At 61.9% G+C, this 22,116-nt stretch carries 20 protein-coding genes and 1 riboswitch; of the genes, 14 read left to right on the forward strand and 6 right to left on the reverse strand.

Annotation, left to right across the window (positions count from 1 at the left end):
• Positions 1-115 precede the first annotated feature (115 nt).
• The 6 genes from EJ079_RS04710 (at position 116) to EJ079_RS04735 (ending at position 8,159) form a co-directional block, all read left to right on the forward strand.
• On the forward strand, positions 116-1,705 hold the full coding sequence (locus EJ079_RS04710) for an ABC transporter substrate-binding protein (RefSeq protein ID WP_127268159.1): 1,590 nt from the start codon (positions 116-118) through the stop codon (positions 1,703-1,705).
• Positions 1,706-1,791: 86 nt separating this feature from the next.
• Positions 1,792-2,643 carry an alkaline phosphatase family protein gene (locus tag EJ079_RS04715; RefSeq protein ID WP_164873920.1) on the forward strand — a complete coding sequence of 284 codons (852 nt, stop codon included), beginning with the start codon at positions 1,792-1,794 and terminating at the stop codon, positions 2,641-2,643.
• 168 nt (positions 2,644-2,811) lie between these two features.
• Positions 2,812-3,378: a sigma-70 family RNA polymerase sigma factor gene (locus EJ079_RS04720; protein ID WP_127268161.1), complete on the forward strand. Its 567-nt coding sequence runs from the start codon at positions 2,812-2,814 to the stop codon at positions 3,376-3,378.
• Positions 3,375-4,043: an anti-sigma factor gene (locus tag EJ079_RS04725; RefSeq protein ID WP_127808228.1), complete on the forward strand. Its 669-nt coding sequence runs from the start codon at positions 3,375-3,377 to the stop codon at positions 4,041-4,043. Before EJ079_RS04720 ends, EJ079_RS04725 begins: the two co-directional genes overlap by 4 nt.
• Positions 4,033-5,463, forward strand: a complete 1,431-nt coding sequence (locus EJ079_RS04730) for a S8 family serine peptidase (protein ID WP_127808229.1) — start codon at positions 4,033-4,035, stop codon at positions 5,461-5,463. The genes EJ079_RS04725 and EJ079_RS04730 overlap by 11 nt, the downstream gene beginning before the upstream one ends.
• A 500-nt stretch (positions 5,464-5,963) precedes the next feature.
• Positions 5,964-8,159 carry an adenylate/guanylate cyclase domain-containing protein gene (locus tag EJ079_RS04735; protein WP_127808230.1) on the forward strand — a complete coding sequence of 732 codons (2,196 nt, stop codon included), beginning with the start codon at positions 5,964-5,966 and terminating at the stop codon, positions 8,157-8,159.
• An 11-nt stretch (positions 8,160-8,170) separates the two neighbouring features.
• On the opposite strand, the gene EJ079_RS04740 is transcribed toward EJ079_RS04735, so the two are convergent.
• The 3 genes from EJ079_RS04740 to EJ079_RS04750 all read right to left on the reverse strand — a co-directional run bounded on the left by EJ079_RS04740 (position 8,171) and on the right by EJ079_RS04750 (position 10,530).
• Entirely contained in the window at positions 8,171-8,689 is a 519-nt protein-coding gene (locus EJ079_RS04740) for a YHS domain-containing (seleno)protein (protein WP_127320817.1), read from the reverse strand.
• A 13-nt stretch (positions 8,690-8,702) separates the two neighbouring features.
• Positions 8,703-9,293: an ankyrin repeat domain-containing protein gene (locus tag EJ079_RS04745; RefSeq protein WP_127320823.1), complete on the reverse strand. Its 591-nt coding sequence runs from the start codon at positions 9,291-9,293 to the stop codon at positions 8,703-8,705.
• Positions 9,294-9,507: 214 nt separating this feature from the next.
• Positions 9,508-10,530 (reverse strand): substrate-binding domain-containing protein, encoded by a 1,023-nt coding sequence (locus EJ079_RS04750; RefSeq protein WP_127808231.1) that lies wholly within the window; start codon positions 10,528-10,530, stop codon positions 9,508-9,510.
• Between the two features lie 362 nt (positions 10,531-10,892).
• On the opposite strand from EJ079_RS04750, the gene EJ079_RS04755 reads away from it, so the two are divergent.
• The 5 genes from EJ079_RS04755 to ugpC all read left to right on the forward strand — a co-directional run bounded on the left by EJ079_RS04755 (position 10,893) and on the right by ugpC (position 17,452).
• Complete coding sequence (locus tag EJ079_RS04755; protein WP_127267791.1) at positions 10,893-12,248, forward strand: ABC transporter substrate-binding protein; 1,356 nt, start codon at positions 10,893-10,895, stop codon at positions 12,246-12,248.
• Positions 12,249-12,476: 228 nt separating this feature from the next.
• Positions 12,477-13,490, forward strand: coding sequence for a sugar ABC transporter permease (locus EJ079_RS04760; RefSeq protein ID WP_127808232.1), 1,014 nt, complete (start codon positions 12,477-12,479; stop codon positions 13,488-13,490).
• 1 nt (position 13,491) lies between these two features.
• Positions 13,492-14,646 (forward strand): carbohydrate ABC transporter permease, encoded by a 1,155-nt coding sequence (locus tag EJ079_RS04765; protein ID WP_127808233.1) that lies wholly within the window; start codon positions 13,492-13,494, stop codon positions 14,644-14,646.
• Positions 14,647-14,650: 4 nt separating this feature from the next.
• The gene (locus EJ079_RS04770; protein WP_127808234.1) at positions 14,651-16,315 is read left to right on the forward strand and encodes an alpha-glucosidase family protein; all 1,665 of its coding nucleotides are present in this window, start codon (positions 14,651-14,653) and stop codon (positions 16,313-16,315) included.
• A 24-nt stretch (positions 16,316-16,339) separates the two neighbouring features.
• Positions 16,340-17,452, forward strand: a complete 1,113-nt coding sequence (gene ugpC / locus EJ079_RS04775) for a sn-glycerol-3-phosphate ABC transporter ATP-binding protein UgpC (RefSeq protein ID WP_127808235.1) — start codon at positions 16,340-16,342, stop codon at positions 17,450-17,452.
• 77 nt (positions 17,453-17,529) lie between these two features.
• Here the strand turns inward: ugpC and EJ079_RS04780 are convergent, their stop codons facing one another.
• From EJ079_RS04780 to EJ079_RS04790, 3 genes are all read right to left on the reverse strand, one after another.
• A complete protein-coding gene (locus EJ079_RS04780) occupies positions 17,530-17,766 on the reverse strand; it encodes a DUF680 domain-containing protein (protein WP_127397673.1) in 237 nt (78 codons plus the stop codon).
• Positions 17,767-17,833: 67 nt separating this feature from the next.
• Positions 17,834-18,034 (reverse strand): DUF680 domain-containing protein, encoded by a 201-nt coding sequence (locus EJ079_RS04785; protein WP_127267341.1) that lies wholly within the window; start codon positions 18,032-18,034, stop codon positions 17,834-17,836.
• 87 nt (positions 18,035-18,121) lie between these two features.
• Entirely contained in the window at positions 18,122-18,319 is a 198-nt protein-coding gene (locus tag EJ079_RS04790; RefSeq protein ID WP_027039902.1) for a DUF680 domain-containing protein, read from the reverse strand.
• A gap of 508 nt (positions 18,320-18,827) precedes the next feature.
• Positions 18,828-19,030, forward strand: a riboswitch (cobalamin riboswitch).
• 114 nt (positions 19,031-19,144) lie between these two features.
• On the opposite strand from EJ079_RS04790, the gene EJ079_RS04795 reads away from it, so the two are divergent.
• The 3 genes from EJ079_RS04795 to EJ079_RS04805 all read left to right on the forward strand — a co-directional run bounded on the left by EJ079_RS04795 (position 19,145) and on the right by EJ079_RS04805 (position 22,080).
• The gene (locus EJ079_RS04795; protein ID WP_127808236.1) at positions 19,145-20,392 is read left to right on the forward strand and encodes an aromatic ring-hydroxylating dioxygenase subunit alpha; all 1,248 of its coding nucleotides are present in this window, start codon (positions 19,145-19,147) and stop codon (positions 20,390-20,392) included.
• Between the two features lie 25 nt (positions 20,393-20,417).
• Positions 20,418-21,518 (forward strand): hybrid-cluster NAD(P)-dependent oxidoreductase, encoded by a 1,101-nt coding sequence (locus EJ079_RS04800; RefSeq protein WP_127808237.1) that lies wholly within the window; start codon positions 20,418-20,420, stop codon positions 21,516-21,518.
• 130 nt (positions 21,519-21,648) lie between these two features.
• On the forward strand, positions 21,649-22,080 hold the full coding sequence (locus EJ079_RS04805; RefSeq protein WP_127808238.1) for a PqqD family protein: 432 nt from the start codon (positions 21,649-21,651) through the stop codon (positions 22,078-22,080).
• Positions 22,081-22,116 lie beyond the last annotated feature (36 nt).

The raw sequence follows: 22,116 nt of genomic DNA on the forward strand, positions 1-22,116 counted from the left end.
CCAGACCAAGCCGCCACATGGGGCGCCGGCGACCGTCATCCGGATGCAACACAAGAGCGCCAAACGTCCTTCGGGACGAGCGCTGCTCGCACGACTTTTAAAACAGGGGTAGGACATGAAGACTGAACTCGATTATCTCGCCGAACTCGCCGGTCAAGGCCGGATATCGCGCCGCGCCTTTCTTGGGCGCGCCGCCGCGCTCGGCGTATCGGCGGCCCTGATGCCGGCGCTGGCCGGCAAGGCATTTGCCCAGACGGCGGTGAAGGGCGGTATCATCAAGGCCGGTCTGCAGGGCGGTGAATCCACCAACAGCCTCGATCCGGCGCTGAACCTCAGCCAGGTTACCTTCAGCTTCGGCAAGCTTTGGGGCGAGTATCTCGTGCGCCTCACCCCGGACAACAAGCTGGTCAACCTGATTGCCGAGGAGATTGGCGCCTCGGCCGACGCCAAGACATGGACAATCAAGATCCGCGACGGCATCGAGTTCCACAATGGCAAGACGGTCGGCGCGGAGGATGTTGCTGCCACCATTGAGCGCCATGCGGACGAGAAGTCCAAGTCCGGAGCACTCGGCATCCTCAAGAACATCAAGGGGATCAAGGCGAGCGGCAAGGAGGTCATCGTCACGCTCGGCGACGCCGATGCCGACTTCCCCTATCTGATGGCCGACTACCATCTCACCATCCAGCCGAATGGCGGCAAGGACGATCCGAACGCCGGCATCAGCGCCGGTCCCTATAAGGTTAGCGTCAACCAGCCCGGCGTGCGCCATGGCGGCGAGCGCTTCGCCAATTACTGGCTGGGCGACAAGGCCGGCCATGCCGACCAGGTCGAGATCATCGTCATCAATGACGCGACCGCACGGCTTGCCGCCCTGCAGGGCGGCCAGGTGCACATGATCAACCGCGTCGAGCCGAAGGTCGTCGATCTGGTCAAGCGCATCGCGGGCGTCTCCATCGAGAACGTCTCGGGCAAGGGCTACTATCCGTTCAACATGTTCTGCGACACCGCCCCCTTCGACAGCAACGATCTGCGGATGGCGCTGAAGCTTGCCATGGACCGCGACGAGATGCTGGAAAAGATCCTGCGCGGCTATGGCTCGGTGGGTAACGACTTCCCGATCAACGAGGCCTATCCGCTGTTTTCCGCCGACATCGAGCAGCGCAAGTTCGATCCGGACAAGGCGGCGGCAGCCTATAAGAAATCGGGCCACAGCGGCTCGATCGTGCTGCGCACCTCGGACGTCGCCTTCCCGGGCGCCGTCGATGCCGCACAGCTCTATCAGCAGTCCTGCGCCAAAGCCGGCATCAAGATCGAGATCAAGCGCGAGCCCGGCGACGGCTACTGGTCGGAGGTCTGGAACAAGCAGCCTTTCTCGCTCTCCTACTGGGGCGGACGCGCGACGCAGGACCAGATGTATTCCACCGGCTATGTCTCGACCGCCGACTGGAACGACACGCGCTTCAAGCGGCCGGAATTCGACAAGATGCTGTTTACCGCGCGCGGCGAGCTCGACCAGGCCAAGCGCCAGGCGATCTACCACGACATGGCAGTGATGATGCGTGACGAAGGCGGGCTGATCGTGCCCTTCTTCAACCAGTTCATCGACGCGGCCGCCACCAGCAAGATCGGCGGCTATGCCAAGAGCCCTATCGGCGAAATGATGGACGGCTACGCGCTTGCCGAGTGCTGGCTCAACGCTTGAGCGGACTCTGATCGTCCGATTTCATCTAGCAAGAACGCCGTGTGCCCAAGACGGCACACGGCGTTCCCGTTTCAACCGCCAACCGCATGGAGCAGCCCGTGGCGCTCAAGTCCAAGCTTCTGCTGATCATCCTCGACGGCGTGCCTTACCGGAACTGGCGCCGGCTGATGGGCAATCTCGAAGGCTGGGTGCAATCGGGCGAGGCGCGCGTCTGGAAGATACGCTCGGTGCTGCCGTCGACCTCGGCCTGCTGCTATGCGTCGATCCACACCGGGGTCTCACCGCAGGTGCACGGGATTCTCTCCAACGAGAACCGGTTCCGCGTCGAGCAGCCCGATATCTTCTCCGAAGTCAGCAAGGCAGGCGGCAAGACGGGGGCGGTGACCCATTCCTACTGGTCGGAATTCTTCCGCGGCTATCCGTTCGACCTGGTCGAGGACATGGAATTCGACGAGCCAGGCGGGCCGATCACGCATGGCCGCTTCCACACCATGACCGGGTACAATCTTCGCAACCAGATGACGCCGAGCGATGTCGACCTGTTCGCGACGCTGACGATGCTGACGAAACGCCATGGCATCGACTACGGCATCCTGCACACCTGCACGCTGGACTCGATGGGACACCGCTTCGGCCACGACTGCCACGAGATGGACCATGCCGTCTATGCGATGGACGGGATGCTGGCCGCCTTCCTGCCGCGCTGGATCGAAGCCGGCTATGAGGTGATCGTCACCGCCGATCACGGCCAGACCGATCGTGGCCATCATGGCGGCCATGACGACGAGATGCAGGATTTCGCGCTGTACTATTTTGGACAAGGTAAGGGTCCGCAGGCCGACACGCTGCTCGACCAGCTGCAGCTGGCGCCGACAGTGCTGAGCCGGCTGGGTGTGGCAATACCGGAGACGATGAAGGCTAAATCTTTCTTGGAGTGAGCGGGCGCGCAGAACTCTTCCCTTCCCCCCTTGTGGGGGAAGGGAAGACCCTGCCTCTGGCAACACTTCCTTACTTCGGTTAGCCTCCGCAAAATTCCTTGGCGGAGGATGAACCTTTTTGGACCGATCAGCGACAGAGCAGACAGGAGCCAGGCGGCTCGACCGGCCATGACGGCAGCGACGGAGACCGATCGCGCTCTCGTCGACCGGGTCGCGAAGGGCGACCGTGCCGCCGTGCGGCTCCTGTTCATGCGTCACCACGCGCGGGTCTACCGCTTCGTGGCGCGCCAGACGGGATCGGAAATGATGGCCGACGATATCGCCAACGAAGTCTTCCTCGAGCTATGGCGCCAGGCGCCCGGCTTCGAAGGGCGTTCCGAAGTCTCGACATGGCTGCTCGGCATCGCCCGTTTCAAGGCGCTGTCCTTTCTGCGCAAGAAGAAGGAAGACTGGATCGACGACGAGGCCGCCGCCGCGGTGCCCGATGGCGCGGACACGCCGGAAGTCGTCACCATGAAGGAAGACAAGGCCGCCGCCCTGCGGCGCTTCGTCGACACCTTGCCCGAAGAGCATCGCGTGGTCATCGATCTTGCCTATTATCACGGACAGTCGGTGAGCGAGATCGGCGAGGTGCTCGACATTCCGGTCGCCACCGTCAAGACCCGGATGTTCTACGCCCGCAAGAAACTCGGCGAGGCCCTCAAGGCCGCCGGTTACGACAGGGGGTGGCCATGAGCGCCGCTGAAAAGATGTCGCGCCGCGACGAAATGGAAACGCTGCTGCCATTCTACCTGAACGGCTCGCTGGAAGGTTCCGACCTGGAAGCGGTCGAGGAGTGGCTGGCCAGCGATCCGGCCGCACTTGCCGCCCTTGGCGAGGCTGAAGCCGAATTCTCCGGCGCCACGGCCGCCAACGAAGCAATCCGGCCGCCGGCCGATGCGCTCAGCCGCTTTGCCAAGGCACTCGACGCCGAGGCCGGGCCTGCGCGCAAGCCGGCAGGATCGTCCTGGCTGGCGCAGGCCTGGGGCCGCTTCATGGCGGTGCCGGTCGGTGTCGCCTGGGCGGCAGCCGCGGTTCTGCTGGCTCTGGTCATGGTGCAGTCGTTTGTCGAACCCGGCGGCAAGGGCAATGATTTCGAGATTGCCGGCGCGCAAGACGATCCGGCGAAAATGCCGTTCGCCCTGGTCAAGTTCAAGCCGGATGCCAAGATGTCGGACATTTCCGCCTTCCTCGGCAGCAACGGGCTGAAGATCATCGGCGGACCGACCGCCGACGGCGTGTTCCGGCTTGGCATTCCGGCCGCGACAGCTGCCGACTACAACAAGCAAATCGGCCTTGTTGCCGCCCAGGCTTTCACGGAAACTGTGATCGAGGGAAGGAAACCCGTTGATGGCGGCTGAGGCGGTCATTCGATTTGCGGCAGTGCTTGCGACGGCGATGGCAATCGTCGTGCCCGCGTCGGCGCAGACCAACGACCCCAATCCAGACCAGACGAAAATCGACTGCCGCAACGGGACCAACGCGGCGGGCGCCGATTGCGCCAAGGATGGCAATGACACAAAGAGCGGATCGGACGCAGGCCAATCCGGCGCGGTCTTCCTGCCGGCGCTGATCGTCGACCTGTTTCCCAACCCGGCGGCGTCTCCAACACCGGTACCGACGCCCCGGCCGGCGCCCGCAACGCCGCCGGCCGATACTCAAGCCGGCCCCCCGCCCGGTGGCCCGATCGTCTCGCCGACCGATCTTATTGCCGTTCAGCCGCCGCGCGCGGTGGTTGGCGATTTCGTGCCCGACGAGGTGCTGGTGACCGTCGACGGCGATGCCGGCGCTGTCCAGCAGATCGCCGCCTCCTTCGGCCTGCAGGTGCGCTCGCAGCGCCAGTCGCTTCTGCTTGGCACCACGCTGGTGCGCTTCGGCATTCCCGACGGCCGGCCCGTCGGCGTCGTGCTGGCGCAACTGGCCGCCGACGGCCGCACCCAGCGGCGCGAGCCCAACCATGTCTATTCGCTGCAGCAGGCCGCCGGCATCGTCAACTATGCGTTCGATCGTATCGCGCTCGATGCCAAGCAGGCGAGCGGCGAAAACGTCCGCATCGCGGTGATCGACACTGGCATCGACGACACCAACCCGGCGCTGTCGGGCGTCATTGCCGGGCAGTTCGACGCCATGCCCGACGTGCCGATCGAAAAGCGCGATCACGGCACGTCGATCGACGGGCTGATCGCCGGCGTCGGCGTGCTGGAAGGCATGGCGCCGGGCGCAAAGATCTATCACGCCCGCGCCTTCGAGGGCGGCAAGTCGACCATGGACGTCATCCTGTCGGCGCTCGACTGGGCGGCGGAACAGGACGTGCGCATCATCAATATGAGCTTCGTCGGGCCGAAGAACGATTTGCTCGGCGTCGCCTGCCGCAATGCCCGCGCACTCGGCATGGTGCTGGTCGCCGCAGCCGGCAACAACGGGCCGAAGGCGCCCTATGGCTATCCGGCGGCTTTCGATGGTGTCATCGCAGTCACCGCCACTGATGCCAAGGACGGGCTGATGCCGCAGGCCAATCGCGGCGCCTATGTCTTCATCTCGGCGCCCGGCGTCGAGATGGTGGCGCCGAGCGGCGGCGGTTCGGACGTGGTCACCGGCACCTCGTTTGCGGCGGCGATCGTGAGCGGCGCCATCGCCAATCTCATCCATGCCGCGCCCGATCGCTCGGCCGACGACATCGAGAAGGCGCTCGCGGCGACGGCCAGGGATCTCGGCCCCAAGGGACGCGACGATGATTTCGGCTACGGTCTGCTGGACATCAGGGCGGCGGCGAGGGAATAAGGTCAGTCAAAGTGGGTTTGGGTCAAAACTCTATCAAGTGACTGCCGTCAATGGCTGAGATGGGTGGGCAGCGGAAGCCCGAGGCTGGCACCGAGCAGCAACTACATTAACCAGAAACAGTCATCCGCCACCGTTGTCGAATGACCGGGATGAGGCCGGAAACTGACGGTCGGCTTTCAACTGTTAAAGGGGTGGAAGCGGACTTTCAGAACTTGGGGAGCATCGACGCGATCTGACCCATTCCGGTCATTCCCAGAGCATTTCGGCGTCTCCAAAGCGGACACTCAAACCAAGCCGGCGCTGATGACCTAAGCGGACATCTTGTCGAGAGAGCATTCCGTTCAGATTCGTGGGTGGAAGGTCCGGCGCGTTGCCATTCCGAGTAACACCGCCCCTCTAGCTGTGCCGTAACACGGTCGCGCACACTCGCGTCCGAAGCAGGACTAGAATAGGCTGGAGCCAAAGCCGCTTGGACCGACCAGGGAAGGCGCAGGGCACGTATGGAGCGACGGCTTACAGCAATACTTGCTGCCGACGTGGTTGGTTACAGCCGCCTCATGGGCGAGGACGAGGTAGGAACGCTTGAGGGACTGAAGAGCTGCCGTCGCGAACTGATCGACCCCGAGATCAAGAAACACCACGGCCGCATAATCAAGCTAATGGGCGACGGCGCGCTCGTCGAGTTCGCCAGCGTCGTCGATGCCGTCCAGTGTGCTGCTGTGATCCAGCGCCGGATGGTCGACCGCAACAAGGGTATCCCCGAAGCCCGGCAGCTCCGGTTTCGCATCGGCGTCAATCTCGGCGACGTCATCGTAGAGGGCGACGACATCTATGGAGATGGCGTGAATATCGCGGCGCGCTTGGAAGCGATGGCCGAGCCAGGCGGTGTTTGCATCTCCGGGACGGCGTTCGATCACGCGGTGCACAAAGTGGATGTCGGCTTTGCGGATCTCGGAGGGCAGCGCCTCAAAAATATCGCCGATTCGGTTCGCGCCTATCGGGTTCTGCTCGATCCCGGAGACGCGGGGAAGATCTTAGCGGCGCCAAGCCGGCCAGGTTCCCCCATCATGATTTTGGCAGGAGTAGCAGCGCTGCTCGTCGTCTTGCTTGCAGGCATTTTTGCATGGCAATGGCAAAAACTCTCCGCGCTCGAAAAGCCCTCCATTGCAGTACTGCCGTTTACGAACCTGAGCGGCGATCCTGGCCAGGACTATTTTGCCGACGGCATCACTGAAGATTTGATCACCGATCTTGCGAAGCTTTCCGGGCTCGATGTGATCGCCCGTAACTCCGTCTTCGCCTACAAAGGAACCTCCCCCGTTTTGGCAGATATTGGGCGTGACCTTGGCGTGCAATTTGTCGTTGACGGCAGCGTGAGGCGGACCGGCGATCAAATCCGCCTCAACGCGCAGCTCATCGATATCGCCACTGGCGACAATCTATGGGCTAATCGGTTCAATCGCGGCATCGCGGACGTGTTTGCGGTCCAGGACGAGATGAGCCGGGAAATCGCCAAGGCGCTTGGCGTCCAAGCTTCGGCAGCCGAGAGAGAGCGAATGGCACGCCCGCCGACTGCAAATCTCGAAGCCTATGATACCTACCTCCGTGCGGAGCGGGAGGCGCGCACCGGTCGAGGCGACGGATTGCGCGAGGCGCTTGCGCTGTATGAGAAGGCGCAGAAGCTCGACCCCACCTTCGCCGAGGCCTTTGCCGCCGACGCACGGCTGAGTGTCTATCTTTGGCGGACTGCCTCCGATGATATCATTCAGAGCGCGCTTGCGCGAAAGAGAGCATATGAGAAGGCAAGCCGTGCTTTGGAGCTCGATTCGGATTTTTCATCGCCCTACGCCGTTCTCGGGATTATGCAGGTCATGGATCGCCGCTATGAAGATGCGATCACCTCGGCGGAGCGTGCTGTCGCATTAGGCTCCGGAGACGCTGCGACGGAAATTGCCGTTGGTTATATCCAGCTGTTCGCCGGCAACCATAACAAAGCGGCATTGGCGGTCGAGACGGCATTGAAACTTGATCCCAATCTGGCTCCGATAGACCGGGAGGTTGTCGGGGTTGTCTTGCTTTTGCTCGGGGACATCAGGAAAGCCATTGAGACTCTCGAGCGCGCTCGCGACGATGCTCCAGAGGCGGGCAGCCTGAGGATTCTGCTCGCAGCGGCCTATGCCCGCGCCGGCCGCACAGAGGACGCCAAAGCGGCGATTGCGGACGGCCTCCGGCTGGTGACGAAGACCGAATCCTTGGCTCGACTGCGGTCGTTGGACGCGTTTCGGAATCACTATGCCCATCTTCGCAACGCTGAAGATTTGGCACCGCTCATCGACGCCCTCCGTCTGGCAGGACTTCCCGAATGGCCGTTCGGCTTCACCGCCGACGAACAGGACCGGTTGAACGGTGCGGAAATCGCATCTTTTGTTGTTGGCAAGACCTTGAAAGGCAACCTCGAACCGGACGGGCTTCCAGCCATTATGCAGATAGAACAGGACGGCACGGCAGTCTTCCGAACGATGACACGAATGCTCACCGAGAGGGTCTACGTCGATCGCGACCTCTTATGTGAGCATAGCGAAAATATGTTTGGGCGGCCCATCTGTGGTCCCGTCTACAGACGCAGGGACGCTGCCGGCAACGGGTATTCGTATGTCAATACAGGTATGGTGTTTCACTTCGTGACAGTGAATTGAGCTCGCAAGACTCAGGGGTTATTGATCAAGTTCCAATCCGGCACATCGACTGCCAACTTTGCTTCGACGATCGGCCATTTTGCATCGCCCTTCGGAACAAGATCATCGGCATTGTCCGCAAAGGCGGCCGCGTTCCCTTCGTCGTAGATCAAGTAGAGCTTGCCATCGATGATCTTGAATGCTTCCGGATCGACATTGACGGTGACGGATTCGTGGAGTGCGACCTCGCCCGCGCAGTAACCACCGTATTGAGGAGCGTATTTGGCAGGTTCGCTCATGAACATTTCCTTGTGTTCCTTGCTGGCGAAATGCCACGGCGTGCCAAGCCACTCATAGGAAAAGTCTTCGGAACCCTTCACGGCCTTGCCATCGGTGAAATAAGCGACCGTGTCGTAGCCCATGATCGCCACTCCGCCGAAGTAGCCGGTATTCACCGAGTCGGCCAAGGCAGAGCCTGCACCGGCCATCAAGGTGAGCGCACATATGACTGCCGACGCCGAATTGGAAACCAGTCTAGTCGATCTGTTCATCTGCGTTCTCCGTTCAATCGTGGATAGCTTCGCACTTCGCAGCGTTCGCTTCGCCAAGGACGTTCGCCTGGCACGTCGCGCCATGCCGTTTGAATAGTTTTATGATGTCGGTATTGCCTTTCCAGAACGCGCGGGTAATCGGCATGTAGCCATGACCCTCGGCATGGTTCACATCCGCACCTTGCGCAATGAGGAATTCTGCGAGTTCTACATGGTTTTCCTCACCCGCTATCACCAAGGGTGTGACCCCAGACTTGTTAGCCGAGTCTTCGAGCACCGCCCCCTGTTCGAGCAACAGCTTGGCGACTGGGAGACTTCCAGAAAAGGCAGCCGCGTGGAGGGGGGTAAACCCACCGGAATTGCGCGCCATGACGTCGGCGCCCTTGCTCAGCAGGAATTCCGCAATGGGAAGCTGATCGTCGAGAGCAGCAGCGATGAGGAGCGTTGCCTGGTCGCGTGCCCGGCTGTCGACGTCGGCACCGCCCGCCAAGGCTTGCTCCACGGCATTCTTGTCGCCGGCGGTGATGGAGTCGAACAACGGCTCACCTGCGACTACTCTTGTAGCCGCCAATACCAGCATAGTAAGTGCCAGCAGTCCGCGCATCATGTAGAATAGCATATTAGCTTCGACTTATTCAAGCTGCATTAGGCTCGTCGGGGCAAATGCCGGGGGACAGCGCGGCCGGATGTCTGCTTCAGGTCGGTCACGTGGCCCACTTCAACGGCTGGCTTGAGGCGCGTAGCGGCCACTAGCGTCGTGGAAGACGGACGTAGGCTTTGGGTCGAGCTCGATCGCTACAGGTGATTAAGTTCGGACCTCAGCCAGGCGCCCCTGCCACCGATCCCCGGACCACCAGGTCGACCGGCCAGACCTCGCCTCGCGCCCCCTCCTCCAGTCCTGAAATCCGCGCCGCCAGCCGCTCGGCGACACGGGCGCCGGCGAGACGGATCGATGAACGCGTCGTCGACAGCGGCACCGAGAAATTCTCCGGCCTCAGCCAGGGGAAGACGTCGTCATGGGCGATCAGCGAGACATCGCCGGGAATGCTCAGGCCGAGGTCGCGCACCGCGCGCACGACGCCCAGCGCCATGATCAGGCTGGAGCAGGCGATCGCCGTCGGCGCGTCGTCCTCTTCCAGCAAACGCCTGGTGGCGCGATAGCCGTTCTCCTCGGTCATATCGACCGAGCAGACATGGCGTTCGCTCAATGACAGTCCGCTCGCGGCGAGCGCCCGGCGCACGCCGCGTTCGCGATGGATGGCGAAGGTCTCGCGGTCGTCACCGTTGATCAGCGCCAGCCGCCGATGACCGAGCTGGATCAGCAGCCTGGCCGCCTCGTGGAAGGCGCCCTCATTGTCGATGTCGGTAAAAGCATAGTCGAAGTCGAAGCCCTCACTGCGGCCATGGACGATGAAGGGAATGCCGAGCGTGTTGACCAGCGCCACGCGTCGGTCAACGGGCCTTGGAGAGGAGATATAAACAGCGTCGACCTGCCGGTTGGCGACGATGCGCCGGTAGGTCGTCTCCTGGTCGTCGGCGTCGGCCGGCGACAGCACAAGGTCAAGCTCGTGCGAGCGGGCATAGTCACCAAGGCCGGACAGGAACTCGACGAAATGCGGATCGATGTCGACCGACGCACCGGTCGGCAGGACATAGCCGATCATGCCGGTCTTGCCGGTCGCCAGCCGGCGCGCGCTCGGATTGGGACGATAGCCATGGCGCTTGGCGGCATCCATGACACGCCTGCGCGTCTCCTCGTTGACCTCGGGATAGCCGTTCAGCGCACGGCTTACCGTGGTTTGCGAAAGTGCCAGCATATGGGCGAGCTGCTTGAGGTTCACGAAAGGTCTCCATTCCCTCAAAGCGCTTTTAAATTGAATCGACCCAAGTGCCAGCGGGGCCGAGCCATACCAAGCCTAACATAGACGCGGTTCGGGCGTGTTTGAAACAAAAACTGCTGCTGCATCGCCATAATAGTATGTTGCAGCGCACTTTCGGGGGCGCAAATGCGCGAACCTAAATCGATTAATCCGCCGGCCTCTTGACTTCCCAGCAATTCAATGGCGTGATCGAAAAAGCCAAAGCGCTTTGGAAGACTCTTCGAAAGGTTGCGGTTCCTTTCCGACTGAGTCACAGCCCTGCGGCGTCGGCGGGCGGAATGGAGGTTCCGTCCGGTGTGTGAGACCCACTGGGAGGAATACCGATGAAGAAAATGCTTTTGCTGGGTGCTGCGTTTGCCACGTTCGCCCTGAACGCGCCCGCGCAGGCCGAACTGAAGTTCAAGCCCGGCGAAGACAAGCGCTTCAACTGGGCGAACTACGAAGAGCTCAAGAAAGTCGACCTCAAGGGTGAGACGCTGTCGATCTTCGGACCGTGGCGCGGCGAGGACGAAGGCCTGGTGCGCGGCGTTCTCGACTATTTCTCGGAAGCCACCGGCGTCGAGATCAAATACTCCTCCTCGGAGAATTACGAGCAGCAGATCGTCATCGATACGCAGGCCGGCAGCCCGCCGAACATCGCCGTGCTGCCGCAGCCGGGCCTCATTCAGGACCTGGCGTCGAAGGGCCTTTTGACGCCGCTCGGTGACGACACCGCCAAATGGGTCAAGGACAATTACGGTGCCGGCCAGTCATGGGTCGATCTCGGCACCTTCAAGGACAAGGACGGCAAGCCGGGCTTCTTCGCCTTCCCTTACAAGGCCGACGTGAAGTCGCTGGTCTGGTACTCGCCGGACAATTTCGAGGAAGCCGGCTACAAGGTGCCGAAGACGCAGGAAGAACTCGCCGATCTCGAAAAGAAGATCATCGCCGATGGCGGCAAGCCGTGGTGCATCGGCCTCGGCTCCGGCGGCGCCACCGGCTGGCCGGCGACTGACTGGGTCGAAGACCTGATGCTGCGCACCCAGCCTCCGGAGGTCTACGACAAATGGGTGAAGAACGAGATCCCGTTCAACGATCCGGCGGTGGTCAACGCCATCGACATTTTCGGCAAGATCGCGACCGACGACAAGATGGTCGACGGCGGCGCCAAGGCGGTTGCGGCGACCGACTTCCGCGACAGCCCGAAGGGCCTCTTTTCGGTGCCGCCGAAATGCTACCTGCACCACCAGGCATCGTTCATTCCGACCTTCTTCCCGGAAGGCACCAAGGTCGGCCAGGACGCGGACTTCTTCTACTTCCCCCCCTATGCCTCCAAGCCTGAACTGGGCACGCCCGTGCTCGGCGCCGGTACGCTGGCGATGATCACCAAGGACAGCAAGAGTGCGCGCGCGTTCATCGAATTCCTGAAGATGCCGCTCGCCCACGAGATCTGGATGGCCGAAGGCGGCTTCGTGACGCCGCTCAAGTCGGTCAACAAGGATGCCTATGCCAGCGACGCGCTGAAGAAGCAGGGCGAAATCCTCGCCAATGCCTCGACTTTCCGCTTCGACGGTTCCGACCTGATGCCGGGCAAGATCGGCGCCGGCGCCTTCTGGACCGGCATGATCGACCTGGTCGGCGGCAAGTCGGCGCAGGACGTCGCCACCGACATCCAGAAGAGCTGGGACGCCATCAAGTAGACGGCTGGCACGTAGACGACCAACCATTCTCGCACTGGATCCGGACCGTACTGGCCCGGATCCGACGGCGGCCCGTGCCGCAGCCTTTCGTCATGAGCGCATTGACATGAAGCGCGATCGGCAATGTGCGCAAGCCGCCGATGACGCGCTCCAAACAACTGAATCGGCGCCTGGTCCCCGTCACCAAGGTCATTCCTTGTCGGGTCATGCGCAGGGGGAGAGGGACCCATGGCGGCTCAGATTTTCTCGGCCATAACAGTCATCATCGTCGGCGTCGGCGGTTGCGTCGCCTATTTCTGGGGCGCCAACAAACTGGTCGACCTGATATTCCCGTCACGCGGCGTCGCCGGTGCCGCGGCCATCGACAATCTGCGCCGGCAAGGGCTGGTCAGGCCATGGCTGTTCGTCGGTCCGGCGATGATTATCCTCACCATCTACCTGATCTACCCGGTGGTCGAGACGCTGCGGCTGTCGTTCCTCGATCGCGGCGGCATCAATTTCGTCGGCCTGGCGAACTATGAATGGGCGTTCGGCGATCGCGAGTTCCGCAACTCGATCCTCAACAACATCATCTGGCTGGCGGTCGTGCCCGCCGCCTGCACGTTCCTAGGGCTGATCATCGCCGTGCTCACCGACAAGATCTGGTGGGGCACGATCGCCAAGAGCCTGATCTTCCTGCCGCTGGCGATCTCCTTCGTCGGCGCCAGCGTGATCTGGAAATTCATCTACGAGTATCGGGGCGAGGGCCAGACCCAGATCGGCATCCTCAACGCCATCATCCAGCATTTCGGCGGCCAACCGCAGGTCTGGATATCGCTGCCGTTTTGGAACAATTTCTTCCTGATGATCATCCTGATCTGGATTCAGACCGGCTTTGCCATGGTCATCCTGTCTTCCGCCCTGCGCGGCATTCCCGAAGAAACGCTGGAAGCCGCCGTCATCGACGGCGCCAATCCGTTCCAGATCTTCTGGAAGATCATGGTGCCGCAGATCTGGGGCACCATCGCCGTGGTCTGGACCACGATCACCATTCTGGTGCTCAAAGTGTTCGACATCGTGCTGACCATGACCAACGGCCAGTGGAACAGCCAGGTGCTGGCCAATCTGATGTTCGACTGGATGTTCCGCGGCGGCGGCGATTTCGGCCGCGGCGCCACCATCGCCATCATCATCATGATTGCCGTCATCCCGATCATGGTCTGGAACATCCGCCAGGCGAACAAAGAGACGGGAGAACATTGAGATGGCCGTCGCGACCGGAAATTCCTTCGCCAGCCGCTTTGGCGTCCACATCGCCGTGCTCATCTTCGTCGCAATCTGGACCATACCGACGCTCGGCATCCTGGTTTCGTCGCTGCGCGACAAGAACCAGATCATCGCCTCGGGCTGGTGGAACTCGTTCGCCAGTTCCACCCAGACGGAAGCCGGCCGGCTGCCGCCCGCCTCGGCGCAAGTCGAGAAGGACGGCAAGTTCGTCCTCGAAGGCAATATCTTCGGCGACGGCGCCAAGCGCGACATCAGCGCCTTCGGAGTCAAATCGGCGGCACCGACGCAATATCCCGCCGGCACCACAGCCGATCTCGGCGACGGCATGACCTTGCAGCTCAATGCCGACGGCAGCTTCATCATGCAGTCCCCGAAAGCGTTCGAAGGCGATCGCGGCCAGCGCGTCTATTATGCTTCGTCGGCGCCGCCGAAATTCACCACCGACAATTACAGAACCGTGCTGTTCTCCGAAGGCATCGGACGGTCATTCATGAATTCTCTGACCGTCACCATTCCGGCTACCGTCATCCCGATCCTGATCGCCGCCTTTGCCGCTTATGCGCTGGCCTGGATGCGGTTTCCCGGCCGGGCGTTGCTGATCGCGGTCATCATCGGCCTGCTGGTGGTGCCGTTGCAGATGTCGCTGATCCCGTTGTTGAAACTCTATAATGGTGTCGGCGCTTTCTTCGGCATGCCGTCGAAGACCTATCTCGGCATCTGGCTGGCGCATACCGGCTTCGGCCTGCCCTTCGCCATCTACCTGCTGCGCAGCTACATTGCGGGCCTGCCGCGCGAAATCATGGAATCGGCGCGCATCGACGGCGCCAGCGATTTCGAGATCTTCGTCAAGATCGTCTTGCCGCTGTCGTTCCCGGTGCTGGCTTCGTTTGCCATCTTCCAGTTCCTGTGGGTATGGAACGATCTGCTGGTGGCGATGGTTTTCCTCGGTACAGAGGCAGACCAGATCGTGCTGACCGCCAAGCTCAACGCGCTGTTGGGCTCACGCGGCGGCGACTGGGAGATTCTGACGACATCGGCTTTCGTGACCATCATTGTGCCGCTGATCGTGTTCTTTTCGCTGCAGCGCTATTTTGTCCGCGGGCTGCTTGCCGGCTCGGTGAAAGGAGGCTGAGACGATGCAATCCGCTTTGAAGGCCAGCTCGAAGCCTGACCTCGCCATCGATCGCGACTGGTGGCGAGGCGCCGTGATCTACCAGATCTATCCGCGCAGCTACCAGGACTCGAACGGCGACGGCATCGGCGATCTCAAGGGCATCATAGGCCGCCTCCCCTACATCGCCGCACTCGGCGCGGATGCCATCTGGATTTCACCGTTCTTCAAGTCGCCGATGAAGGATTTCGGCTATGACGTGACGGATTACTGCGATGTCGATCCGATGTTCGGCACGCTGGCCGACTTCGACGCGCTGACCGCCGAGGCACACAGGCTGGGCTTGAAGGTGATGATCGACGAGGTGTTGTCGCACACCGCCGATAACCACCCATGGTTCAAGGAAAGCCGGTCGAGCCGCAGCAACCCGAAAGCCGATTGGTACGTCTGGGCAGACGCCAGGCCGGACGGCACGCCGCCCAACAACTGGCTGTCGATCTTCGGCGGCTCGGCGTGGCAATGGGACACCAGCCGCCAGCAATATTACATGCACAATTTCCTGGCCGAACAGCCCGACCTCAACTTTCACAACCACGAGGTCCAGGACGCGTTGCTCGACGTCACCCGCTTCTGGCTGGAGCGCGGCGTCGATGGTTTCCGGCTCGATACCATCAATTTCTATTTCCACAGCCAGGGCCTGGAAAACAATCCGCCGCTGCCGCCGGAAGAGCGCAACGACCAGACCGCGCCGGCGGTCAACCCCTACAACTACCAGGACCATCTCTACGACAAGAGCCGGCCCGAGAACCTCGGCTTCCTCGAACGGTTCCGTGCCCTGCTCGATGAGTGTCCGGCAACCGCAGCGGTCGGCGAGGTCGGCGATTCGCAGCGCGGGCTTGAAGTGGTTGCCGCTTACACCGCAGGCGGCAAGCGCGTGCACATGTGCTACTCCTTCGATTTCCTGGCGCCGGAAAAGATCAGCGCGGGCAAGGTCCGCTCGGTGCTGGAATCCTTCGGCAAAGTCGCCAGCGACGGCTGGTCGTGCTGGGCCTTCTCCAACCACGACGTGATGCGCCCGGCCTCGCGCTGGGCCGCCAATGAGGCCGATCCGACCGCCTACCTCAAGGTCATCTCGGCGCTGCTGATGTCGTTGCGCGGTTCGGTCTGCATCTATCAGGGCGAGGAGCTTGGGCTCGGTGAGGCAGAGCTGCGGTTCGAGGATCTGCAGGATCCCTACGGCATCCGCTTCTGGCCGGAATTCAAGGGCCGCGACGGCTGCCGCACGCCAATGGTGTGGGATGGCGATGCCAAGAATGGCGGCTTCTCCCAGGCAAAGCCCTGGCTGCCGGTGCCGGCCAAGCATCTGGCGCAAGCGGTCAATGTCCAGCAGGACGACGAGGCTTCGCTGCTCGAGCACTACCGGCGCTTTCTCACCTTCCGGCGTGCCCATCCGGCGCTGGCCAAGGGCGACATCACCTTTATCGAAAGTGAGGGAGATACCGTCGCCTTCACGCGCCGCGCAGGCAACGAGCAGATCGTCTGCGTCTTCAATCTGGGAGCCGGGCCGGCCAAGGTTGACCTTGGCGGCCGATCGCTGCAACCTCTGCCCGGGCACGGATTTTCGGGGCAGGCGAACAGCGGTTCCATCGAGCTTGGCGGCTACGGCGCCTGGTTCGGGCGTCTCGACTGAATTTCCAATCACTGGAGGAAACCAATGGCCGATGTCACGCTAAGACAAGTGAAGAAGTCCTACGGCAATCTGAACATTCTCCACGGCATCGATCTCGAGATCAAGTCGGGCGAGTTCATCGTCTTCGTCGGCCCGTCGGGCTGCGGCAAGTCGACATTGCTGAGGTCGATCGCCGGGCTCGAGGAAATCACCTCCGGCGAGCTCAGAATAGCCGGCGAAGTGGTGAACGACGTGCCGCCGTCGAAACGGGGCATCGCCATGGTGTTCCAGTCCTATGCGCTCTACCCGCACATGACCGTCTACGACAACATGGCGTTCTCGATGAAGATCGGCAAAGAGAACAAGGCCGAGATCGACCGCCGCGTGCGTCAGGCCGCCGAGATCCTGCAGCTGACCAAATATCTCGACCGCCTGCCTAAGGCGATGTCGGGCGGCCAGCGCCAGCGCGTCGCCATCGGCCGCGCCATCGTGCGCAATCCCAAGGTGTTCCTGTTCGACGAGCCGCTTTCGAACCTCGATGCCGCGCTTCGCGTCGCCACCCGCATCGAAATCGCCAAGCTCAAGGAATCGATGCCCAACACGACGATGATCTACGTCACCCACGACCAGGTCGAGGCGATGACGCTGGCCGACCGCATCGTGGTGCTCAAGGACGGCCATATCGAGCAGGTCGGCACTCCGATGGATCTATACAAGAAGCCCGGCAATCTGTTCGTTGCCCAGTTCATCGGCTCGCCAGCCATGAACATCCTGCCCGCGACCATCGACAAGACCGGAAACCCGACCGTCGTCAGCCATGTCGGCGGACGCAAGGCGACCGTGCCGATCGCGACGCCGGCCTCGGCAAAGGGCGCTGCGGTTAGTTTCGGCGTGCGGCCGGAGGACCTGATCATCGCCAGCGGCGCGGACTATCTGTTCGAGGGGACGGTCGACTATGTCGAGCAACTCGGCGAGGTGCAGCTTGTCTATGTCGACATCGGCCGCGCCGACCTGCCGCTGGTGACCAAGCTGCCCGGCAATGTCGAGGTCAAGCGCGGCTCGACATTGCGGCTGAGCGCCAATGGCGAGGACTTGCATATCTTCGACACCGATGGGCGGTCGTTTGCCCTTCATGAAGCGGAAGCGAAGGCGGCCTGACGCAGGACCGCGTCTTGGACGCAAAAAGAGCGGCGGGCCAGGCCCGCCACTCTTTTGTTGAAGATCAGCTTCGGCTGTTAACGGCCAAAGAGATTCCGGTCGCTGCCCTGAGGGGCGGACTTCTCTTCGTCGCCCGACGAATTGAGCAGCTTCTCGACGAGGCCACCGCTGTTGCGGACCGAGCTCGTATGCGCGCTGTCAACCGAGGTAACCGCAGGCTGGTTGGCGCCGTTGGAGCCAAAGTTGTCGCTGCCGGCGAAGGCACTGCCGGTGATGGCCAGAACGGCGGCGGCAGCAATAAGGATCTTGTTCATTTTAGTCTCCTGAATTCTGGATTTCGCCAGACGGCAGACACAGCTGCCGTCGCTTGCGAAATTGGTTTTAGCGACCGAAGAGGTTACGGTCGCTGCCCTGAGCGGGTGTCTGGGCAGCCGGTTCCGAGGTCTTGGTGGAAGCCGTGTACGACTGGTCCACAGCGGCGGCAGGCTGGTTGGCGCCGTTCGAACCGTAGTTGTCGCTGCCCGCGAAAGCGCTGCCGGTGATGGCCAGAACGGCGGCGGCAGCAATGAGGATCTTGTTCATCTTAAAATACTCCTGAATGTCTGAATTTCGAATGTCTGAATTTCGCCAGGGCAGCGGGCGGGCCCGCCGTCGACTGGGAATCGGCTGTTAGTTGTTGCCGAAGAGGTTGTGGTCAGCACCCTGGGCAGGCGCCTGAGCAGCCGGTTCCGACTTCTTGGTCGAAGCGGTGTACGAGCTGTCGACAGCAGTGGCTGCCGCGGCGTTCGAACCGTAATGGTCGCTACCAGCGAAGGCGCTGCCGGAAATGGCCAGAAGGGCTGCGGCAGTGAGAATGATCTTTTTCATTTTTGTACTCCAGTATCGTCTTTTTCCGTCCGTCTAGCGGCGTGTCTTGGAAATGAAATCGCGTCGTTCGGACAGCCCCGATGTGGGAGGGCAACCCCGCCTTTTCCAATCACGAAGTTGTTCCGTGTGGACCATGAATCCACACCTTGAAATTGTGCCAGGGGAATCTAGAGATACATTTTTCCTCTCTAAATCAGCATGTTAAGTTTAACCATCCGATGGATCACTGACTGTTTCAAAGGCCCGGCGTTCACACCGTCCTGCACGCACCGTCAACAGAAACGAACCGTTCGGTTCGATTTTAGGTCAAGCTAATAGTCACTTTTCGAAACCGTTAACCTTTTTTGACCCCCGCCAAGGGTCGGACTCGGGAAGATCGCAGCCGGCAAATGGCGGCCCGGGAGGCGGGATTTCGGCCCGCGACGATCTGCGGTGACGTTTCGCATGCCGTGTCGCGCCGCATGGATACGATGTCGTTTTCATGCCGACGGCGCGCCAGCGATCGTGGTTAGATCATACCATCTCAGGTGCCGCTTCGTGACGACGAGGCGGAGAATTGGGAAGCCGGTCAGAATCCGGCGCTGCCCCCGCAACGGTGGTGGAGTTCAAGTCGCAACGGGAGACCACTGGGCAACTGCCTGGGAAGGTGTCGCGATGGTCCGCAAGGACAACTCCAGAGCCCGGAAACCAGCCCGAGATTTTTAGACTCGACTGATCGCGGTGGGCGGTCAAGAGGTGGATAGCGCATGTCCGGCACCTAGCCGGCCTGCGTTTCAATCCTTCCTCCATCACCACCAGTTCAGTCCTTAGAAACGAGGACAGGACATGGATATCCGCAACGACATGCTGAGGCTCCTGAAGGGGCGCCGGCAAGGCTTTTCGCTGGAGCAGCCCTTCTACACCGATCCAGACTACTTCAAGCTCGACATGGAGCTGATCTGGTATCGCGACTGGCTGTTCATCGGCCATGATTGCGAACTGCCGAAGCCGGGCAGCTACATCACCGTGCAGATCGGCGACTATCCGGTCGTCCTTGTCCGCGACCAGCAAGGCAAGATCAACGCCTTCCACAATTCCTGCCGCCATCGCGGCAGCCGCGTGTGCAACACGGAGAAGGGTACGGCGGCAAAGCTCGTCTGCCCCTATCATCAGTGGACCTATGAGTTGGACGGCCGCCTGCTGTTTGCCCGCCAGATGGCCGACGGTTTCGACAAGAGTGATTTCGGCCTGAAGCCGGTCGCCTGCGAGAGCGTCGGCGGCTACATCTTCATCTGCCTGGCCAAAGAACCGGCGGATTTCACGCCGATGCGGGCGATGATCGAACCCTATCTTTTGCCGCACCGGTTGCGTGAGGCAAAGATCGCCTTTGAGAGCACGATCATCGAGAAGGGCAACTGGAAGCTGGTCTGGGAAAACAACCGCGAGTGCTACCACTGCGTCGCCAATCACCCTGAGCTGTGCAAGACCTTCCCCGAGGCGCCGACCGTGACCGGCGTCAACGGCGCCGACAGCGACCCCGAGATGGTCGCGCACTGGGCCAAATGCGAGGCCGCTGGCTTGCCGAGCAAATTCCGCATCGATCCGGCAGGGCAGTACCGCGCCACCCGCGCGCCGCTGCTGCGCGATGCCGTCAGCTACACCATGACGGGAAAACGGGCGGTCCAGAACAACCTGTCCGACAGCGTTTCAACCGACCGCATCGGCTCCTTGCTGCTTTATCATTATCCGACAACCTGGAACCATATCCTCGGCGACCATGCCGTCACCTTCCGCGTGCTGCCGATCAGTGCCACGGAAACCGCGGTGACGACGAAATGGCTCGTCCACAAGGATGCGGTCGAAGGCATCGACTACGACCTCGCTGAGCTCACCCATGTCTGGACCGAGACCAACGACCAGGACCGCCGCATCGTCGAGGAAAACGCCTTCGGCATCCTGTCGCCGGCCTACGAACCAGGCCCCTATTCGGAGCTGCATGAGGGCGGCGTGATCCAGTTCGTCGAGTGGTACGCGTCGTTCATCGGGCCGCGCCTTGCCGAAGGCGGCCGGCCGGCCCTGCGCAGCGTCGCCTAGCTCAGGGGACAAGAGGATGAATGCGATGACGGACCTTGGCCTCTATCGCCATCTCGACCAGATGACGCCCTGGAACGACCGGCTGCAGGTGCTGGAAGTGATCGGCGTCAGCGACGAAGCGCCGGACGTGAAGACCTTCACCTTCCGCTCCGACAACCAGACCTGGTTCCGCTACAAGCCGGGCCAGTTCGTGACGCTGGAACTGCCGACATCGGAGGGGCCGCTGATGCGCACCTACACGCTGTCGTCCTCGCCGTCGCGGCCGTTCTCGATCGCGGTGACGGTCAAGGCGCAGGCAGGCAGCACCGGCACGCGCTGGATGTTCGACCATCTGACGCCGGGCTCGCACGTCAAGGCCTATGGGCCGACCGGTGATTTTTCGCTGCACAGCCACCCGGCGGCCAAATATCTGTTCATTTCGGCGGGCTCCGGCGTGACGCCGATGATGTCGATGCTGCGTTGGTTGAACGACTGTGCGCCATGGACAGATGTCGGCTTCGTCAACTGTGCGCGCCGCCCGGAAGAGATCATTTTCCGCAAGGAACTCGAGCTGCTCGGCAGCCGCATGCCCGGCCTGTCGCTCGGCTTCATGATCGAGGAGCGGTCGAGCCGCGAGGGCTGGTTCGGCCATATGGGCCGCATCGACGCGATCCGGCTGCCATTGCTGGCGCCCGATTTCCGCGAGCGCGAGATTTTCTGCTGCGGCCCCGATCCCTTCATGCGCGCCGTGCGCGGCATGCTGGACGCCGCCGGCTTCGACATGGCGAAATACCATCAGGAAAGCTTTGCTGCGCCTGCCGTGGAGGAGATCCCGGCGCCGTTCTCGCCGCCGGCGGAGGACGGCGCTGCTGCTGCCGTCGAGGCCGTGACACCGATCCGGTTTTCGCTTTCCGATGTCGATGCCGAATGCGTCGCCGGCCAGACCGTGCTGCAGACGGCACGCGCCTCTGGGGTGCGGATTCCCGCCGCCTGCGAGTTCGGCCTGTGCGGCACCTGCAAGGTGAGGAAGGTCGCGGGCGATGTCGAGATGAGTCACAATGGCGGCATCCTCGATCACGAAATCGAGGACGGCTTTATCCTCGCCTGTTGCTCGAAGCCGCTTTCTGCGCTTGAAATCGAAGCGTGACCGGCTGCGCTCGCCCCCAAGCCTGCGCCATCTTGCCAAAAACCCTGCAAATGGTTAGACGCCTGCAACGGTGGGGTTGACCGTAAGGCCCGAAGATCATCTCCGCGGCCTGCTCGGCGGGGGAGCAAACATGCGACAATCCGGCATCTATGCCATTGCCAGCAAGGATATCGTCTTTGAATCCTTCGACGGCGAAGCCGTCGTTCTTGACCTGACCACGGGCAAATATTTCGGCTTCTCTGATTCAGGCAGCAGACTTTGGGATGCACTGTCGTCCGGCGTGCCTGCCTCCGAACTGGTCGGCGCCACGACCGGCATTGGCGCCCTCGATGCCGCCGCGATTGACGGCTTTGTTTCACAATTGCTCGAATTCGGTTTGCTGGCGGCCGTAACCGATGGCGTGGCAAGACCGGCTCCAAGCGAATTGCTGGCTCAGCTCGCCGCTGCCAGAGAGCCCCTCAAGGTCGACATCCATGACGATCTCGCCGATCTCATTGTCGTCGACCCCATCCACGAGGTCGAGGAGCCCCTCGGCTGGCCCGCGGTGAAGCAGGCCAACTGAAGCGCCCATCAGGTTCTCGTTGCCGGACAGCTCCGG

It is taken from the genome of Mesorhizobium sp. M7A.F.Ce.TU.012.03.2.1 (genome assembly GCF_004006095.1).
Lineage (GTDB): Bacteria > Pseudomonadota > Alphaproteobacteria > Rhizobiales > Rhizobiaceae > Mesorhizobium.

What these genes read in the sequence shown, in the direction of transcription:
- EJ079_RS04770 (WP_127808234.1), top strand. Translation starts at nt 14,651, where the DNA reads ATGCAATCCGCTTTGAAGGCCAGCTCGAAGCCTGACCTCGCCATCGAT.
- EJ079_RS04725 (WP_127808228.1), top strand. Translation starts at nt 3,375, where the DNA reads ATGAGCGCCGCTGAAAAGATGTCGCGCCGCGACGAAATGGAAACGCTG.
- EJ079_RS04735 (WP_127808230.1), top strand. Translation starts at nt 5,964, where the DNA reads ATGGAGCGACGGCTTACAGCAATACTTGCTGCCGACGTGGTTGGTTAC.
- ugpC (WP_127808235.1), top strand. Translation starts at nt 16,340, where the DNA reads ATGGCCGATGTCACGCTAAGACAAGTGAAGAAGTCCTACGGCAATCTG.
- EJ079_RS04715 (WP_164873920.1), top strand. Translation starts at nt 1,792, where the DNA reads ATGGAGCAGCCCGTGGCGCTCAAGTCCAAGCTTCTGCTGATCATCCTC.
- EJ079_RS04805 (WP_127808238.1), top strand. Translation starts at nt 21,649, where the DNA reads ATGCGACAATCCGGCATCTATGCCATTGCCAGCAAGGATATCGTCTTT.
- EJ079_RS04795 (WP_127808236.1), top strand. Translation starts at nt 19,145, where the DNA reads ATGGATATCCGCAACGACATGCTGAGGCTCCTGAAGGGGCGCCGGCAA.
- EJ079_RS04720 (WP_127268161.1), top strand. Translation starts at nt 2,812, where the DNA reads ATGACGGCAGCGACGGAGACCGATCGCGCTCTCGTCGACCGGGTCGCG.
- EJ079_RS04760 (WP_127808232.1), top strand. Translation starts at nt 12,477, where the DNA reads ATGGCGGCTCAGATTTTCTCGGCCATAACAGTCATCATCGTCGGCGTC.
- EJ079_RS04790 (WP_027039902.1), bottom strand. Translation starts at nt 18,319, where the DNA reads ATGAAAAAGATCATTCTCACTGCCGCAGCCCTTCTGGCCATTTCCGGC.
- EJ079_RS04780 (WP_127397673.1), bottom strand. Translation starts at nt 17,766, where the DNA reads ATGAACAAGATCCTTATTGCTGCCGCCGCCGTTCTGGCCATCACCGGC.
- EJ079_RS04785 (WP_127267341.1), bottom strand. Translation starts at nt 18,034, where the DNA reads ATGAACAAGATCCTCATTGCTGCCGCCGCCGTTCTGGCCATCACCGGC.
- EJ079_RS04745 (WP_127320823.1), bottom strand. Translation starts at nt 9,293, where the DNA reads ATGCGCGGACTGCTGGCACTTACTATGCTGGTATTGGCGGCTACAAGA.
- EJ079_RS04765 (WP_127808233.1), top strand. Translation starts at nt 13,492, where the DNA reads ATGGCCGTCGCGACCGGAAATTCCTTCGCCAGCCGCTTTGGCGTCCAC.
- EJ079_RS04710 (WP_127268159.1), top strand. Translation starts at nt 116, where the DNA reads ATGAAGACTGAACTCGATTATCTCGCCGAACTCGCCGGTCAAGGCCGG.
- EJ079_RS04730 (WP_127808229.1), top strand. Translation starts at nt 4,033, where the DNA reads ATGGCGGCTGAGGCGGTCATTCGATTTGCGGCAGTGCTTGCGACGGCG.
- EJ079_RS04755 (WP_127267791.1), top strand. Translation starts at nt 10,893, where the DNA reads ATGAAGAAAATGCTTTTGCTGGGTGCTGCGTTTGCCACGTTCGCCCTG.
- EJ079_RS04740 (WP_127320817.1), bottom strand. Translation starts at nt 8,689, where the DNA reads ATGAACAGATCGACTAGACTGGTTTCCAATTCGGCGTCGGCAGTCATA.
- EJ079_RS04800 (WP_127808237.1), top strand. Translation starts at nt 20,418, where the DNA reads ATGACGGACCTTGGCCTCTATCGCCATCTCGACCAGATGACGCCCTGG.